Source organism: Sphingosinicella soli (assembly GCF_014199685.1).
Lineage (GTDB): Bacteria > Pseudomonadota > Alphaproteobacteria > Sphingomonadales > Sphingomonadaceae > Sphingosinicella > Sphingosinicella soli.
Window position 1 is genome coordinate 22,483 of record NZ_JACHNZ010000009.1, and the last position, 13,941, is coordinate 36,423.

The window sequence follows — 13,941 nt, forward strand, 5'->3', positions numbered from 1 at the left end:
GGAAAACATCATGGGCCAGGCAACCGCACTCAAGGCGCCGCTCCGCAACGCACCCGACGAACGTGTCGATTGGCGGCGCGTCACCTATCTGCTGAACCTGTCGCGCGCGCTCGACGCGATGGAGGAGCAGCGGCTCGTGCCCGAGAAGAAGGTGCTCTACCAATTCTCCGCGCGCGGGCACGACATGGCGCAGATCCTGCTCGGCAGCCAACTGGAAAATCCCCGCGACGCGACCTGCGGCTACTACCGCTCGCGGCCCCTGCTGCTGGCGCTCGGCGTCGATGTGGCCGACGCGCTCGGATCGTCGATGGGCCGCGCGGGCGGCTATTCGGACGGGCGCGACATCGGCGTGGTGTTCAACTACCCGAACCCGGACGGCGCCTCGGCGCTGCCGATGTGCGGCGGCGTCGGCGCGCAGTACACACCGACCGCAGGCTGGGCGCAGGCGATCGAATACTACCGCGATGTCATCAAGGATCCCGCCTATGACGACGCGCTCGCCGTCGTGCTCGGCGGCGACGGCTCGGTCGCCTCGAACGGTTTCTGGGCAGCGCTGACCATCGCCACCACGCAGAAGCTGCCGATGCTGTTCTACATCGAGGACAACGGCTACGGCATCTCCGTGCCCTCGTCGTTTCAGACGCCGGGCGGCAACATCGCCGCCAATCTCGCGTCGTGGCAGGATCTGCGCATCATCGACGGCGACGGCACCGATCCGGCGGAAGCCGCGCGGCTGACCGAGGAAGCCGTTCGCTATGTGCGGGAAGAACGTGCCCCCGCGCTACTCCGCCTTACCGTGCCCCGCCTGCAGGGCCACAGCTTCCAGGACACGCAGACCTACAAGGATGAGAATTTCGTCGCTTCGGAATGGGCGCGCGATCCGCTGCCGAAGCTGAAGTCGTACCTCGTTCCGGCTCTGCTTTCCGAAAGCGAGTGGGCGGCGATCGAGGACGAGGCGCAGGCCGATGCCGAAGCCGCGCGCGAGCGCGCCGAGGCGCGGCCGGTGGCGGACCCGGAAACCGTGATGCGCAACGTCTTCTTCGAAGGCGACATCCAGACCGTCGGCGGACAGTGGGCACACGGCTACACGCCGCCTGCCTCCACCGACCAGCCCAGACCCGAAGGCCAGCGCATCAACATGGTGACGGCGATCCGCCGCACGCTGGAGCGCGAGCTGGAGATCAACGCGCGCGTCGTGCTGTTCGGCGAGGACATCGGCCCCAAGGGCGGCGTCCATGCCGTGACGCTGGGCCTGCAGGACCGCTTCGGCGAGGCGCGCGTGTTCGACACCAGCCTTTCGGAAGAAGGTATCATCGGCCGCGCCGTCGGCATGGCGCTCGCCGGGCTGATGCCCGTGCCGGAAATCCAGTTCCGCAAATATGCCGAGCCCGCCACCGAGCAGATCAACGACTGCGGCACGATGCGCTGGCGCACCAACAACCGCTTCGCCGCGCCGATGGTGCTGCGCATTCCCGGCGGCTTCTTCAAATGCGGCGATCCGTGGCACAGCCAGACGAACGAAGTGGCGTTCATCCACAACCCCGGCTGGAAGGTCGCGGTGCCTTCGAATGCCGAGGATGCCGTGGGGCTGCTGCGCGGCGCGCTGCGCGGCAACGACCCGGTGATCTTCTTCGAACACCGCGCGATGCTGGACCATGCGTGGGCGCGGCGGCCATATCCGGGCGACGATTTCGTGCTGGAGTTCGGCAAGGCGAAACACACGCGCGAAGGCAGCGACATCACGATCATCACGTGGGGCGCGATGGTGCAGCGCTGCGAGGAGGCAGCCGAGGGCCGCTCCGCCGACGTGATCGACCTGCGCACGTTGATGCCGTGGGACAAGGCCGCAGTGCTTGCCTCCGTGCGCCGCACCGGACGCTGCCTGATCGTGCATGAAGACCTGCAAACGGCGGGCTTCGGCGCGGAAATCGCCGCCGTGGTGGCCGACGAAGCCTTCACGCACCTCGACGCGCCGGTCGCGCGGCTGACGATGCCGGACATCCCCAGCCCGCACAATCCGGTGCTGCTCAACTGGGCGGTGCCCTCGGTCGAGCGCATCCGCGCGAAGATCGACGACATCATCGGCTTCTGAAGGACAGACCCATGATCGATATTCTCGTTCCCTACGAACAGGAGGGGACCAAGGCCATCGTACGGAGCTGGCTGAAAGCGGTCGGTGACGCCGTGAAGGAAAACGAGCCGCTCGTCGAACTCGAAACCGACAAGGTGACGCAGGAGGTGCCTGCGCCCGCCGACGGCATTCTCGGCGAAATCATGCTCGATACCGACGCGGAGGCGACGCCCGGCGCGCTGCTCGGGCGACTGCGCCCGGCGGATGAAGCCGCGCCGCCGGCGCCGGAGCCGGAGCCGGAGGTGAAAGCCGCCGAGGCGCCGAAGACCGCAGCGGATGACAATGCGCGCCCTGCCCCCGCCAACTGGCTTTCGCCATCCGTGCGCCGCGCGGTTCAGGAACATGATGTCGATCCCGTCAACGTGACCGGAACCGGGCGCGGCGGTCGCATCACACGCAACGACGTGGAGCGCCATGTCGAGGCGCGCGCCAAGGCCCCGGCGAAGACCGAAACACCCAAACCCGCCGCACCACCGCCGCCACCGGCAAAGAGCGGCGGCGTCACCAGCGTGCCGCACGACCGGATGCGTCTCGCGATCGCGCGCAACATGCTCGGCTCCGTCACCACCGCGCCGCACGTCACCGCCGTGTTCGAGTGCGACTTTTCGGCAATCATGGCGCACCGCAAGCGGAACAAGGATGCGTTCGCCGCTTCGGGCGCGAGCCTGACCTTCACCGCCTATTTCATCGCCGCGTGCGTGGAGGCGATGCGCGCCGCGCCCGCGATCAACAGCCGCTGGTTCGACGACCGGCTGGAGATCTACGACGACATCAACATCGGTGTCGGGACAGCGCTTGGCGACAAGGGCCTGATCGTGCCGGTCGTGCAGGGCGCGCAGGCGCTCTCGCTGCTCGGGATCGCACAGCGCCTCACCGACATGATCGCGCGCGCGCGTGACGGCAAGCTGACCGGCGGCGACGTTTCAGGCGGCACCTTCACGATTTCCAACCACGGCGTCTCGGGCTCGCTGCTCGCCGCGCCGATCATCATCAGCCAGCCGCAATCCGCGATCCTGGGCATCGGCAAGACCGAGAAGCGCGTCGTGGTGCGCGAGGTCGGCGGCGTGGACACGATCCAGATCCGCCCGATGGCTTACGTGTCGCTCACCATCGACCACCGCGTCGTCGACGGGCATCAGACGAACACGTGGCTGAGCAAATTCGTCGAGGTGCTGGAGAATTGGCCGCTCGCCTGAGCGTTCTCAGCCGTTCGCGAGTCGCCGCCGTGCAGCGCGCGGGCCGGAGGTTGCCGAGGGCGCGGTTGCGCAGCTGAGTTGCGGGATGCTGATCGTGCGGTTGCCGGAGAGGTCGTTGCGGCTGACGATGAGGCCGGTGCTTTCCATGTAGCCGAGAAGACGGCGGACGCGGCCGAGTGAGCTTGTGCCGTAGACGGCGGCGATCGCCGTGTCTTCGGGGCACGGCAGGCGTTCGCGGGCCGCATGCGCGATGAGCAGGAACGCACCGACCATTTCGGCGGGGAGCGTGTCGGCGAGCGCCATTGCATCGCGCCAGTCTTCATGTTCGGGGTTCGCGATGCCCGCGCGGGCACACGAGAGCCGGCGGCTGAAACCGTCGAGATCGAGCGGGGGCGAGGCGAGGCCCGCCATGCGGCAGCGGACCTGAAAATCCTGAAACAGAACGCTCGGGGTGCGGTGCTCGCTGCCCTCTTCCTCTAGCATGGCCGCGAGCACGTCCGCGATGATGGCGCCCACGGCTTGCGGGTCAGGCGGCGGGCCCTCGGGGACGGGCGCGGCCGGGCGAAGCTCCTGCGCGACGCGGCGCAGCAGCGTTTCTGCGGGAACCGGCGTGCGCGGCGGGGGCGCGGGGAGCGGCGCATCCTCGGGCACCGGCGCGAAAATGAGCCCGCGCACCTCCGCCGCATCGGTGGGCAGCGGCGCCAGAGACGGCCCGCTGCCGCGCGCCTGCGTGCGCACCGCGCCGATCTTTACGGGCACCGGACGCCGCGAAATCGCAGGGCCGAGCGCAAGGAACGAACCCCGATCGAGATCGCGGATCGCTTCGGCCTGACGCCGCTCCATACCGAGCAGATCGGCGGCGCGCGCCATGTCGATATCGAGGAAGGTGCGGCCCATCAGGAAGTTCGAGGCTTCGGCGGCGACGTTCTTGGCGAGCTTGGCCAGGCGCTGCGTCGCGATGACGCCCGCAAGACCGCGCTTGCGGCCCCGGCACATCAGGTTGGTCATGGCGGCGAGCGAGGCGCGGCGGACATCGTCGGACACGTCGCCTGCTCCTGCGGGCGCGAAGAGCTGCGCCTCATCGACGACGACGAGCACCGGATACCACTGCTCGCGCGGGGCATCGAACAGGCCCGAGAGGAAGGTGGCGGCGCAGCGCATCTGCGCCTCAACGTCCAGGTCTTCGAGATTGAGCACGACCGACGCGCGGTGCTCGCGCACGCGCGCGGCGAAATGGCCGATCTCGCGCTCGCCGTAGTCCGCCGCCTCGATCACCGAATGGCCAAACGGTTCGGCGAGCGTGACGAAATCGCCCTCGGGATCGATCACCACCTGCTGCACGCTGCCGGCGCTTTCTTCGAGCAGGCGGCGCAGCAGGTGCGACTTGCCCGAGCCCGAGTTGCCCTGAACGAGCAGGCGGGTTGCAAGCAATTCCTGGAGGTCGATCGGCACGGACTGTCCGGACCGATCGTTACCGATATCAATGGTGACCGTCATACCCTCTCTTTGGGAGAGGACACGCACCGCGTGCAAGCCCCCAAAGTCAGGAACCGCCGCCCTCGACCAGACCGCCGCCGAGCGCGACGTAGAGCGTGACGCGATTGTCGAGCACGGCGCGGCTTGCGGTGATGAGCGCCTGTTCGGCATCGAACAGGTTGCGCTCCGCGTCCAGCACTTCGAGATAGCCGACGACGCCCTCGCGGTAGCGGGTGCGGGCGAGCTGCGCGATATGGCGCTGCGCTTCGGTCGCGCGCATCTGCGCGAGCATCTGCTCGGCAAGGAAGCGGCGCCCGGCGAGCGCGTCGGCAACCTCGCGGAAGGCAAGCTGCACCGTCTGTTCGTATTGCGCAACGGCGATGTCCTCGCGCGCCTCGGCGACGGTGAGGTTGCCCTTGCGACGGCCGAAATCGAAGATCGGCAGGTTCAGTGCCGGGCCGACGCTCCAGTTGAAGCTGCCGTCATCGAAGAGCGAATCGAGCTCGTTCGACGCGAAACCAAGCGTGCCGGTGAGCGAGATCGTCGGGAAGAACGCGGCGCGCGCCGCACCGATGTTGGCGCGCGCGGCGCGGAGTGTTTCTTCGGCACCGAGGATATCGGGCCGCAGCGTCAGCAGATCCGACGGCAGGCCAGCCGCCAGACGCGGGAAGCCGTCCTGCTCGGCGAGGGCGAGCGGCGGCGGGGTTTCCGGAAGCGAACCGCCGACGAGCACGGCGAGGAAATTGGCGTTGCGGCTGCGCGACAGGCGGAGGCCTGCAAGCTCTGTTTCGGCCTGCGTGAGGAGCGATTCGGCCTGCCGGAAATCGAGCGCGGAGGTGACGCCCGCGTCGAGTCGGCGCTCTGCGATGCGGACGCCGTCCTGGCGGCTTTTCACGGTCGCCTCGGCAAGCGTGATGCGTTCTTCGGTTTCGCGCAGCGCGAACCATGTCGTTGCGACATCGCGGATCAGGCTGAGCCGGAAGGACCGTTCGGCCTGCACGGTGGCGAGATACTGCAACCGCGCCGCTTCGGAGAGGTTGCGGATACGGCCCCAGAAATCCAGCTCGAACGCCGAAACGCCGACGCCCACGGAAAAGCGGTCCTGCTCCCCCACCGCCACGCCCGCAGGCGTGACGATCTGGCCCCGGCTTCGCGTCGTATCGCCGCTCGCGGCGATCGTGGGCAGCCGGTCGGCGCGCTGGATGCGATAGAGGCCGCGCGCTTCCTCGATCCGGCCGATAGAGACGGCGAGATCCCGGTTTCGCTCGAGCGCCGTACCGATCAGCGTGCGCAGCGCGGGATCCGCGAAGAAATCACGCCAACCCACGGCCTGCGCGCGCGCGCCGTCTTCCGGGTCCGGCGACAGCGGATAGGCCGCCGCGGTCGGAAGTGCGGGGCGTTCGTGCGTGGGTGCCATCTGGCACGCGGAAACGAGAAGCGCGGACAGGATCAGCAGCTTACGCATCGGCGGCACCCCGATCGCGAAGCTCGCCGGGGGCGGGCGGGCGCCGGCGGCTGACCCAGCGGCGCACCACGTAATAGAACAGCGGGATCAGGAAGATGCCGATCAGCGTCGCCGAGATCATGCCGCCCATCACGCCGGTGCCGACCGCACGGCGGCTCGCCGCGCCTGCGCCGCTGGCGATGAACAGCGGGAACATGCCGCCGATGAACGCCAGCGAGGTCATGATGATCGGGCGCAGGCGAAGTTTCACCGCCTCCATCGTCGCATCGAGCGGCGACTTGCCCTTCGCTTCCTCCTCGATCGCGAACTCGACGATCAGAATGGCGTTCTTCGCGGCAAGGCCGATGATCGTGACGAGGCCGACGTTGAAATAGATATCCGCCGAAAGCCCGCGCATCGCCGTCAGCAGCACCGAGCCGAGGACACCGAGCGGCACGATGAGCAGAACCGACAGCGGCACCGCCCAGCTTTCATAAAGCGCCGCCAGAAGCAGGAACACGACGACGAGCGACAGGCCGAGGAGCATGCCGATCTGGCCTGCGGACTGCTTCTCCTCGTAGGAGATGCCGGTCCATTCGTAGGCGAAACCTTCGGGAAGCTGCTCGGCAAGCCTCTCCATTTCGGCCATCGCTTCGCCGGTCGAGCGGCCGGGAGCACCTGCGCCCGATATCGTCATCGACGGGTAGCCGTTGTAGCGCTGAAGCTGCTGGGGCCCTGCGGTCCATTCCACCTGCGTGAAGGCGCCGAACGGCACCATGTCGCCCGAGGCGCTGCGGACCTTGAGATCGAGTATGTCCTGCGGGGTCATCCGGAACGGTGCATCGGCCTGCAGCAACACCTGCAGCACGCGGCCGTCGCGCGTGAAGTCGTTCGCATAAGCGCTGCCGAACGAGATCGCGAGCGTATCGTTCACGTCGCCGATCGAGAGCCCGAGCGCGCGCGCCTGAATGCGATCGATGAGGACGCGAAGCTGCGGCGCTTCGGGCTGCCCATCGGGCCGCACGCCCGCCAGAATCGGGCTCTGCGCCGCGAGCCCGAGAAGCTGGCCCTGCGCGGCGGTAAGCGCCTTGTGCCCGTTGCCGCCGCGATCCTGCAGCATGAAGGTGAAACCACCCGCCGTGCCGAGTTCCTGGATCGAAGGCGGATTGAGCGCGAACACCATCGCCTGCTTGATCTGCATGAACGCGCCCATGGCGCGCCCGACAATGGCATCCGCCTTGTTCTCGACACCCTTGCGCTCGCCCCATGGTTTCAGGGTCACGAACACGATGGCGTTGCCCTGCCCCTGCCCGAAGAAGCTGAACCCGCGAACGACGAACACGTTCTGCACCTGCGGCTGCGAGGCATAGAAGGCCTTTACCTGAACAATCGCTTCCTCGGTGCGCTCGCGTGTCGCGCCCGCAGGCGCCTGAACCACGGTGATGATGCTGCCTTGATCCTCGGTGGGCAGAAATCCGCCGGGAAGCCGCGTGAACATGATCGCAGTGAGACCGAAGAGCAGCACGAACACCGCGAGCCAGCGCAGCGGCCGCGACAGAACCTTTCCGACCACGCCCTGATAGCGATCCGTCGAGCGAGCGAACCAGCGGTTGAACCGATCGAAGAATCCGTTCGTCGCCCGGGCGAACCGGCCCTGCCGATCGGCAACGTCGGTATGCGGTTTCAGGAACGTGGCGCAAAGCGCAGGCGTCAGCGTCAGCGCGAGCAGCGCGGAAAAGCCGATCGACACGATGAGCGTAACCGAGAACTGGCGATAGATCTGCCCGGTCGAACCCGGAAAGAACGCCATCGGAATGAACACCGCCATCAGCACCAGCGTGATGCCGACGATCGCCGATGTGATCTGGCTCATTGCCTTGACCGTCGCGTCGTAGGGCGACAGTTTTTCCTCGGCCATGATGCGTTCGACATTCTCGATGACGACGATGGCATCATCGACGAGAATGCCGATGGCGAGCACCATGCCGAACAGCGACAGCACGTTGATCGAAAACCCGAAGAGCCAGAGGCCGAGACACGCGCCCGCCAGCGCGATGGGAACGACAATCGTGGGAATGAGCGTCGCACGCCAGTTCTGCAGGAACAGGAACATCACGAGGAAGACGAGCACCATCGCCTCGCCGAGCGCTTTCACCACCTCCTCGATCGAGACATTGATGAACGGCGTCGTGTCGTAGGGAATCGACCAGGTGATGTCGGAAGGGAAGCTGCGCTCCAGCGCCTCCATCCGCTCGTTGATACCGCGCGCCGTGGCGAGCGCGTTCGCACCGGTCGTCATCTGCACGGCGATGCCCGCCACCGGATTTCCGTTGAGTTCGGAATCGAACAGATAGTTCTGGGCGCCGAGTTCGACACGCGCCACATCGCGCAGACGCACGGCGGACCCGTCCGGATTGGCGCGCAGGATGATCGCCGCGAACTGTTCCGGGCTCGTGAAGCGGCTTTGCGTGACGATCGTGGCGTTCAGCTCGCTGCCGTTCGCAAGCGGCCGGTCGCCGAGCGCGCCGCCGGGCGACTGGCTGTTCTGCTCCCGAACCGCAGCAAGCGCCTCCGCCGCCGAAAGGCGGTAGTTCGCGAGCTTCTGCGGATCGAGCCAGATGCGCATGGCGTAGGGCGGCGTGAACACCTGCACCTCGCCCACACCCGGTACGCGGCGCAGCTCGTCGACGACGCGGCTGTTCGCGAAATTGCCGAGATCAAGGGCCGCCGTTTCGCCGCTTTTCGATTGGAGCCCGACGATCAGCAGGAAGCCTGCGTTGGCCTCCGCAACGGATATGCCTTGCCTGCGAACCTCCTCGGGAAGCCGCTGCTCGACGCGGCGCAGACGGTTCTGCACCTCCATCTGTGCTTCGTTGATGTCGGTGCCGGTGCTGAACGTAACGGTGATCGAGGCCGTGCCGTTCGAAAGGCTCGTCGACGACATGTAGAGGAAGCCTTCGACGCCGTTCAGCTGCTGCTCGATGATCTGCGTGACGTTCTGTTCGAGCACCGCTGCATCGGCGCCGGGGTACGTCAGGCTTATGCTGAGCGAAGGCGGTGCAACCGACGGATACTGCTCGATCGGCAGCGCCCGAAGCGCGAGCACGCCCGCAAGCGTGATGCACAGCGCCAGAACCCACGAAAAGACGGGGCGATCAATGAAGAAACGCGGGGTCATTTCGAGCCGGAAGCCTTCTCGGCCGCCTTCGCGGACGCGGCGCCGGCAATGCGCACCGGCTGGCCGGGGCGAACAGCCTGCAGGCCGCTCACCACCACGCGGTCTCCCGCGCGCAGCCCGTCCTCGATCACCCAGTTTCCGCCCTGAAGACGCCCGAGCTTCACCGCGCGCACCGCAGCGGTATCCTTGGCACCCACGACGAAAACGCTGCCGCCGGCTTCGGTGACGGATACCGCCCGCTGCGGCACGAGAATTCCATCCGCGCGCGTTCCGGCACCGATCTTTGCGCGGACAAACTGACCGGGCAGCAAGGCCTGTTTCGGATTGGGAAATTCGGCGCGAAGCGCAGCGGTGCCGGTTGCCTCGTCGATCGAAAGGTCGAGGAAATCGATATGGCCGACCTGATCATACGGCGTGCCGTCCTCCAGGATCAGTTCGACATCCAGACGGCCGATATCGGGGATTTTCAGTTCGCCGCTCTCGACACCGCGGCGGACCGCGAGGAGATCGGAACTCGACTGCGCGAAGTTCACATAGATCGAATCGATCTGCTCGATCGTGGTGAGCAGCGTCCCCTGCGACGCACTGACGAGCGCGCCTTCGGTGACCTGCGCCCGGCCCGCGCGGCCCGCGATGGGCGCACGCACCGTCGCGTAGCCGAGGCTGAGACGCGCCGATTCGACCTGCGCGCGCGCCTGAGCCACATCAGCCTGCGCCGTGCCGAGCCGCGCGACGGCCGCATCATATTCCTGCTTGCTGATCGCCTGGTCCGCGATCAGCCCCTGGTAGCGTTGCAGATCCTGCGCAGCGTTCGCCGAGGTCGCCTGCGCGCGGGCGAGTGCGGCCTGCGCGGCGTTCAGCGATGCGGTCATCTCGCGCGGATCGATGGCGAACAAGGCCTGCCCGGCTTTCACATCCGTGCCTTCGCTGAAAAGGCGGCGTTCGATGATGCCGTTGACGCGCGCCCGCACCTCCGCCGTGCGAATGGCCTGCACCCGGCCCGGCAATTCGATGACGTTTGCGATCGGCTGGGGTCGGACCGTGACAACCTCGACTTCGGGCGGCGGCGGCGGCGGGGGCGCTCCGTCCGAACAGGCCGCGAGCCCTATGCAGGCGGCCAGTGCCGCTGCCGCCAGCCATCGGTTGTTACGCATGAAAACTCCGTCGCGGGGATGAAACCGGGATACCGATCTTGCCAAGGCGTGTAGTGTAACGTACATTACAGGTCAACCACCAAAGAATAGGGTCGGTACGGGGATCGTCAGGATAGCATGAATGTTGAACCAGAGCAGCTGGATGCGCCGCGCATGACGCAGGACGAACGCCGCACGATCCGGCGGCAAGCCATCCTTGACGCAGCGGAGGCGCTGTTTCTTGAAAACGGCTACCCGTTCGTCAGCCTCAGCGCGATCGTGCAGCAATCCGGGGGTTCGCTCGCCACCATCTACCAGATGTTCGGAAACAAGCAGGGCCTGCTCCGCGCCGTCGTGGATCGCAGCAGCGACGAGAGCCTGAAGGAACTCGAAACGCTCTTCACGAGCAAACAGTCGCCGCGCCGGATCCTGGAGGCGTTCGCGGTTGGTTACCTCGCGTTCGTGGCTTCGCCGCGCGCCATTGCATTCCTGCGTCTGGTGATCGCCGAAAGCCTGACGGACCCCGCGTTCGGCGCGGCCTTCGACCGTGATATGCAGACTCGCTTTGTTGCGCGCATGGCGACGCTGTTCGAACGCTGGAATACCGAGCGCCGGGCGCGCATCGACCGTCCATGGCAGGCGGCAGAACTGTATTTCGCCATCCTTATGTGCAACGTGCCGGTACGCTCTCTGCTCGGCAAGCCGCCCGGGGGAACGTCGCGAGAAGACATTATCTGGCGCCTTGCGTGTTTTCTCGATCATTTCGGCTTCGAAGATGACGCGCCCTCTGTCGGCGCTCAGTCGGCACGGTCCCAGACACGCGCGTAAAGCGCGGCCATTTCGGCTTCATCGGGAACGCGCGGATTGTTCGCGGGCGACCCCGATGCCAGCGCCTGCGCGCACATCAGCGGCACGAGATCGTTCCAGCGCGCTTCGTCGATGCCCCAGGCCGCGGGCGAGGGCACATCAAGATCGCGGTTGAGCGCGGCGAGTTCATCGAGCAGCCGCGCAACCGCAGACTGATCCCCTTCCCCCTCCCGGGCGACACCCATCGCACGCGCGCACTCGGCATAGCGGCCCATCGCGGCGGGCGCGCTCCAGGCCGTGACGGCCGGGAGCAGCATGGCGTTCGAAAGCCCGTGCGGAACGTGGAAATGCGCGCCGACGGGGCGGCTCATGCCGTGAACGAGAGCAACGGAACTGTTCGAGAACGCGATGCCGCCCTGCATGGCGCCGAGCATCATCGCCTCGCGCGCGGGCCGATCGCCGGGGTCGGCGCAGACGCGGCGAATATTGGGCGCAAGCAGGCGCATGGCGGAAAGCGCCATGCCGTCGCTGAACACGTTGGCCTTGCGCGACACATAGGCCTCTATGGCGTGCGTGAGCGAGTCGATCCCCGTGTCGGCGGTGAGCCGCCGAGGCTTGCCGAGCGTGAGTTCATAATCCACGAGCGCTGCGACCGGCAGATAGGCAAGGCCCGCGCAGAGCATCTTCTCGTCGGTCTCGGCGTCCGTGATGATGGTGAAGCGCGTCGCCTCCGACCCCGTGCCTGCGGTCGTCGGGATCGCGATCACCGGCAGGCCCGGCGCGTCCTGCAGGTGCGGCACCTTGTAATCCGCCATCGCGCCGCCGTGGACCGCGAGCATCGCGATCGCCTTGGCGCTGTCGAGCGGGCTGCCGCCCCCGAAGCCGACGACACAGTCGTGGTCGCCTTCCTGCAGGAAGGCGAGGCCCGCGTCGATCGAGGCGACAGTCGGGTCCGGCACCGTGCCGGTGAATACGCGCGCCGCTATGCCCGCTGCGACCAGCCCGCCGAGCACCTGATCGACCATGCCCTGCCCGGCCAGAAACGCGTCCGTCACGATGAGCGGCCGCGATACGCCGAGAACGCCGAGCACCTCGGCAAGCTGCTGCGAGGCGCCGCCGCCGATTCGCAGCACGCGCGGAAGCGCTATCCCCGCAATGCTCAAACTACCCTCTCCTCGCGTATCGCGGCGACAGACTCAGTCCGCCGGAAAGCCCTGGCGCTTGCCGCCCGCCTTGTGAACGACGCCGCGGCGCATGACGAACTCCACGTTTTCCATGCGGGTCACGTCTTCGATCGGGCTGCCTGCAACCGCGATGATATCGGCGTCCTTGCCCGGCGTGATCGAGCCGATGGCCGCTGACCGGCCGAGCGCCTCGGCGGCGTTCACGGTCGCGGTTTGGAGCGCAGCGGCGGGAGACATGCCTGCCTTCACCAGCAGCGCGAACTCGCGGGCGTTTTCGCCATGCTTCGAAACGCCGCTGTCGGTGCCGAACGCGACCTTCACGCCCGCCGCGAACGCCTTCTTGTGGCTGTTGAACGCAGCGGTGACGGCCTCTTCTGCCTTCGGAACCACGGCAGGAGGCAGCGCGCCCGCACGCGCCTGCTCCACGGCAGTGTTCGCCGCGAGCATCGTGGGCACGAGCCAGGTGCCGTGCGTCTTCATCAGCTTGATCGCCTCGTCGTCGAGGAACGTGCCGTGATCGACCGTATCGACACCCGCCGGAGCCGCCGCCTTGGTGCCTGCGGCATGGTGGCTGTGCGTGGCGACCTTGCGGCCGAGGCCGTGCGCCGTATCGATCACCGCCTTGATCTCCGCGTCGGTCATCGAGCGGCCGAGACCGCCCGAGACGTTGGAGAGCACGCCGCCGGTCGACATGAACTTGATGACCTGCGCGCCGAGCGCGACCTGCTGGCGCACCGCGCGGCGGCAATCGTCCGGGCCGTCGCAGGTGTTGATCTGATGCTGGTGAACAGCGTCGAAGAACGTCGCGGCAAGGCCGTTGGACGGATCGCCGTGGCCGCCCGAAACGGAGATGGGCGCGCCTGCGTTCACGATCGTCGGCCCGGCGATATCGCCGCGCTCCACGCCGTCGCGAAGCGCGCGGATGCCGCGTGCGTCGCCGCCGAGGTCGCGCACCGTGGTGAAGCCCGCATCAAGCGTGACGCGCGCGTTCGATACGGCGTACATCATGTCATCGCCGTCATCATTGGTCATTCCGGCAAGCCGTGCGCGCAGCGGATCGGCGCCGATGCCCCAGAAATGCACGTGAAGATCGATGAGGCCCGGCATCACGAAGCGATCCTTCAGATCCACCACATTCGCGCCCGCCTGCGGCTGCGCATAACCATCCCGCACCTCGGCGATCTTGCCGTCGCGGATGACGATGGTGCTCGGCCCGCGCGGCGCCTTGCCCGGCTCGGCAAGCAGGGTTCCGGCATAAACGAACGTCACGGCCCCGCCGGTGGGCGCGGGCTGCGCGGCGAGCAGCGTGGACGAGAGCATGGCGAGGGTGACGGCAGCAATACGGCGCATAAGGAAAAAGCCCCTAAATCTTGAACATGGACGATGTCATAG

Annotated in this window: 9 protein-coding genes; 3 read left to right on the forward strand and 6 right to left on the reverse strand. The window is 67.1% G+C overall.

From position 1 onward, the window contains the following. The first annotated feature begins 10 nt into the window (after nucleotides 1-10). Nucleotides 11-2,092: an alpha-ketoacid dehydrogenase subunit alpha/beta gene (locus GGQ98_RS05160; protein ID WP_184066134.1), complete on the forward strand. Its 2,082-nt coding sequence runs from the start codon at nucleotides 11-13 to the stop codon at nucleotides 2,090-2,092. An 11-nt stretch (nucleotides 2,093-2,103) separates the two neighbouring features. Then, nucleotides 2,104-3,327 carry a dihydrolipoamide acetyltransferase family protein gene (locus GGQ98_RS05165; protein WP_184066138.1) on the forward strand — a complete coding sequence of 408 codons (1,224 nt, stop codon included), beginning with the start codon at nucleotides 2,104-2,106 and terminating at the stop codon, nucleotides 3,325-3,327. Nucleotides 3,328-3,333: 6 nt separating this feature from the next. Here the strand turns inward: GGQ98_RS05165 and GGQ98_RS05170 are convergent, their stop codons facing one another. From GGQ98_RS05170 to GGQ98_RS05185, 4 genes are read right to left on the reverse strand one after another with little or no spacing between them, the layout of a single operon-like run. Continuing rightward, nucleotides 3,334-4,824: an ATP-binding protein gene (locus tag GGQ98_RS05170; protein WP_184066140.1), complete on the reverse strand. Its 1,491-nt coding sequence runs from the start codon at nucleotides 4,822-4,824 to the stop codon at nucleotides 3,334-3,336. A 46-nt stretch (nucleotides 4,825-4,870) separates the two neighbouring features. Next, entirely contained in the window at nucleotides 4,871-6,268 is a 1,398-nt protein-coding gene (locus GGQ98_RS05175) for an efflux transporter outer membrane subunit (RefSeq protein ID WP_184066143.1), read from the reverse strand. Beyond that, nucleotides 6,261-9,425 (reverse strand): efflux RND transporter permease subunit, encoded by a 3,165-nt coding sequence (locus GGQ98_RS05180; protein WP_184066146.1) that lies wholly within the window; start codon nucleotides 9,423-9,425, stop codon nucleotides 6,261-6,263. Before GGQ98_RS05180 ends, GGQ98_RS05175 begins: the two co-directional genes overlap by 8 nt. Then, the gene (locus GGQ98_RS05185) at nucleotides 9,422-10,579 is read right to left on the reverse strand and encodes an efflux RND transporter periplasmic adaptor subunit (protein ID WP_184066149.1); all 1,158 of its coding nucleotides are present in this window, start codon (nucleotides 10,577-10,579) and stop codon (nucleotides 9,422-9,424) included. Before GGQ98_RS05185 ends, GGQ98_RS05180 begins: the two co-directional genes overlap by 4 nt. 117 nt (nucleotides 10,580-10,696) lie before the next feature. Between GGQ98_RS05185 and GGQ98_RS05190 the strand changes: the two genes are divergently transcribed. Then, nucleotides 10,697-11,386, forward strand: a complete 690-nt coding sequence (locus GGQ98_RS05190) for a TetR/AcrR family transcriptional regulator (protein ID WP_184066153.1) — start codon at nucleotides 10,697-10,699, stop codon at nucleotides 11,384-11,386. Here GGQ98_RS05190 and GGQ98_RS05195 read toward each other — a convergent pair. Together GGQ98_RS05195 and GGQ98_RS05200 are read right to left on the reverse strand one after the other, a co-directional pair. Further along, a complete protein-coding gene (locus GGQ98_RS05195) occupies nucleotides 11,356-12,528 on the reverse strand; it encodes an iron-containing alcohol dehydrogenase (protein ID WP_207791267.1) in 1,173 nt (390 codons plus the stop codon). The genes GGQ98_RS05190 and GGQ98_RS05195 overlap by 31 nt on opposite strands. 33 nt (nucleotides 12,529-12,561) lie before the next feature. Beyond that, complete coding sequence (locus tag GGQ98_RS05200; RefSeq protein ID WP_184066156.1) at nucleotides 12,562-13,899, reverse strand: metal-dependent hydrolase family protein; 1,338 nt, start codon at nucleotides 13,897-13,899, stop codon at nucleotides 12,562-12,564. Between the last annotated feature and the right edge of the window lie 42 nt (nucleotides 13,900-13,941).

Excerpts from the sequence above, each read along its gene's own strand:
- GGQ98_RS05160 (WP_184066134.1), top strand. The coding sequence starts at position 11 with ATGGGCCAGGCAACCGCACTCAAGGCGCCGCTCCGCAACGCACCCGAC.
- GGQ98_RS05165 (WP_184066138.1), top strand. The coding sequence starts at position 2,104 with ATGATCGATATTCTCGTTCCCTACGAACAGGAGGGGACCAAGGCCATC.
- GGQ98_RS05170 (WP_184066140.1), bottom strand. The coding sequence starts at position 4,824 with ATGACGGTCACCATTGATATCGGTAACGATCGGTCCGGACAGTCCGTG.
- GGQ98_RS05175 (WP_184066143.1), bottom strand. The coding sequence starts at position 6,268 with ATGCGTAAGCTGCTGATCCTGTCCGCGCTTCTCGTTTCCGCGTGCCAG.
- GGQ98_RS05180 (WP_184066146.1), bottom strand. The coding sequence starts at position 9,425 with ATGACCCCGCGTTTCTTCATTGATCGCCCCGTCTTTTCGTGGGTTCTG.
- GGQ98_RS05185 (WP_184066149.1), bottom strand. The coding sequence starts at position 10,579 with ATGCGTAACAACCGATGGCTGGCGGCAGCGGCACTGGCCGCCTGCATA.
- GGQ98_RS05190 (WP_184066153.1), top strand. The coding sequence starts at position 10,697 with ATGAATGTTGAACCAGAGCAGCTGGATGCGCCGCGCATGACGCAGGAC.
- GGQ98_RS05200 (WP_184066156.1), bottom strand. The coding sequence starts at position 13,899 with ATGCGCCGTATTGCTGCCGTCACCCTCGCCATGCTCTCGTCCACGCTG.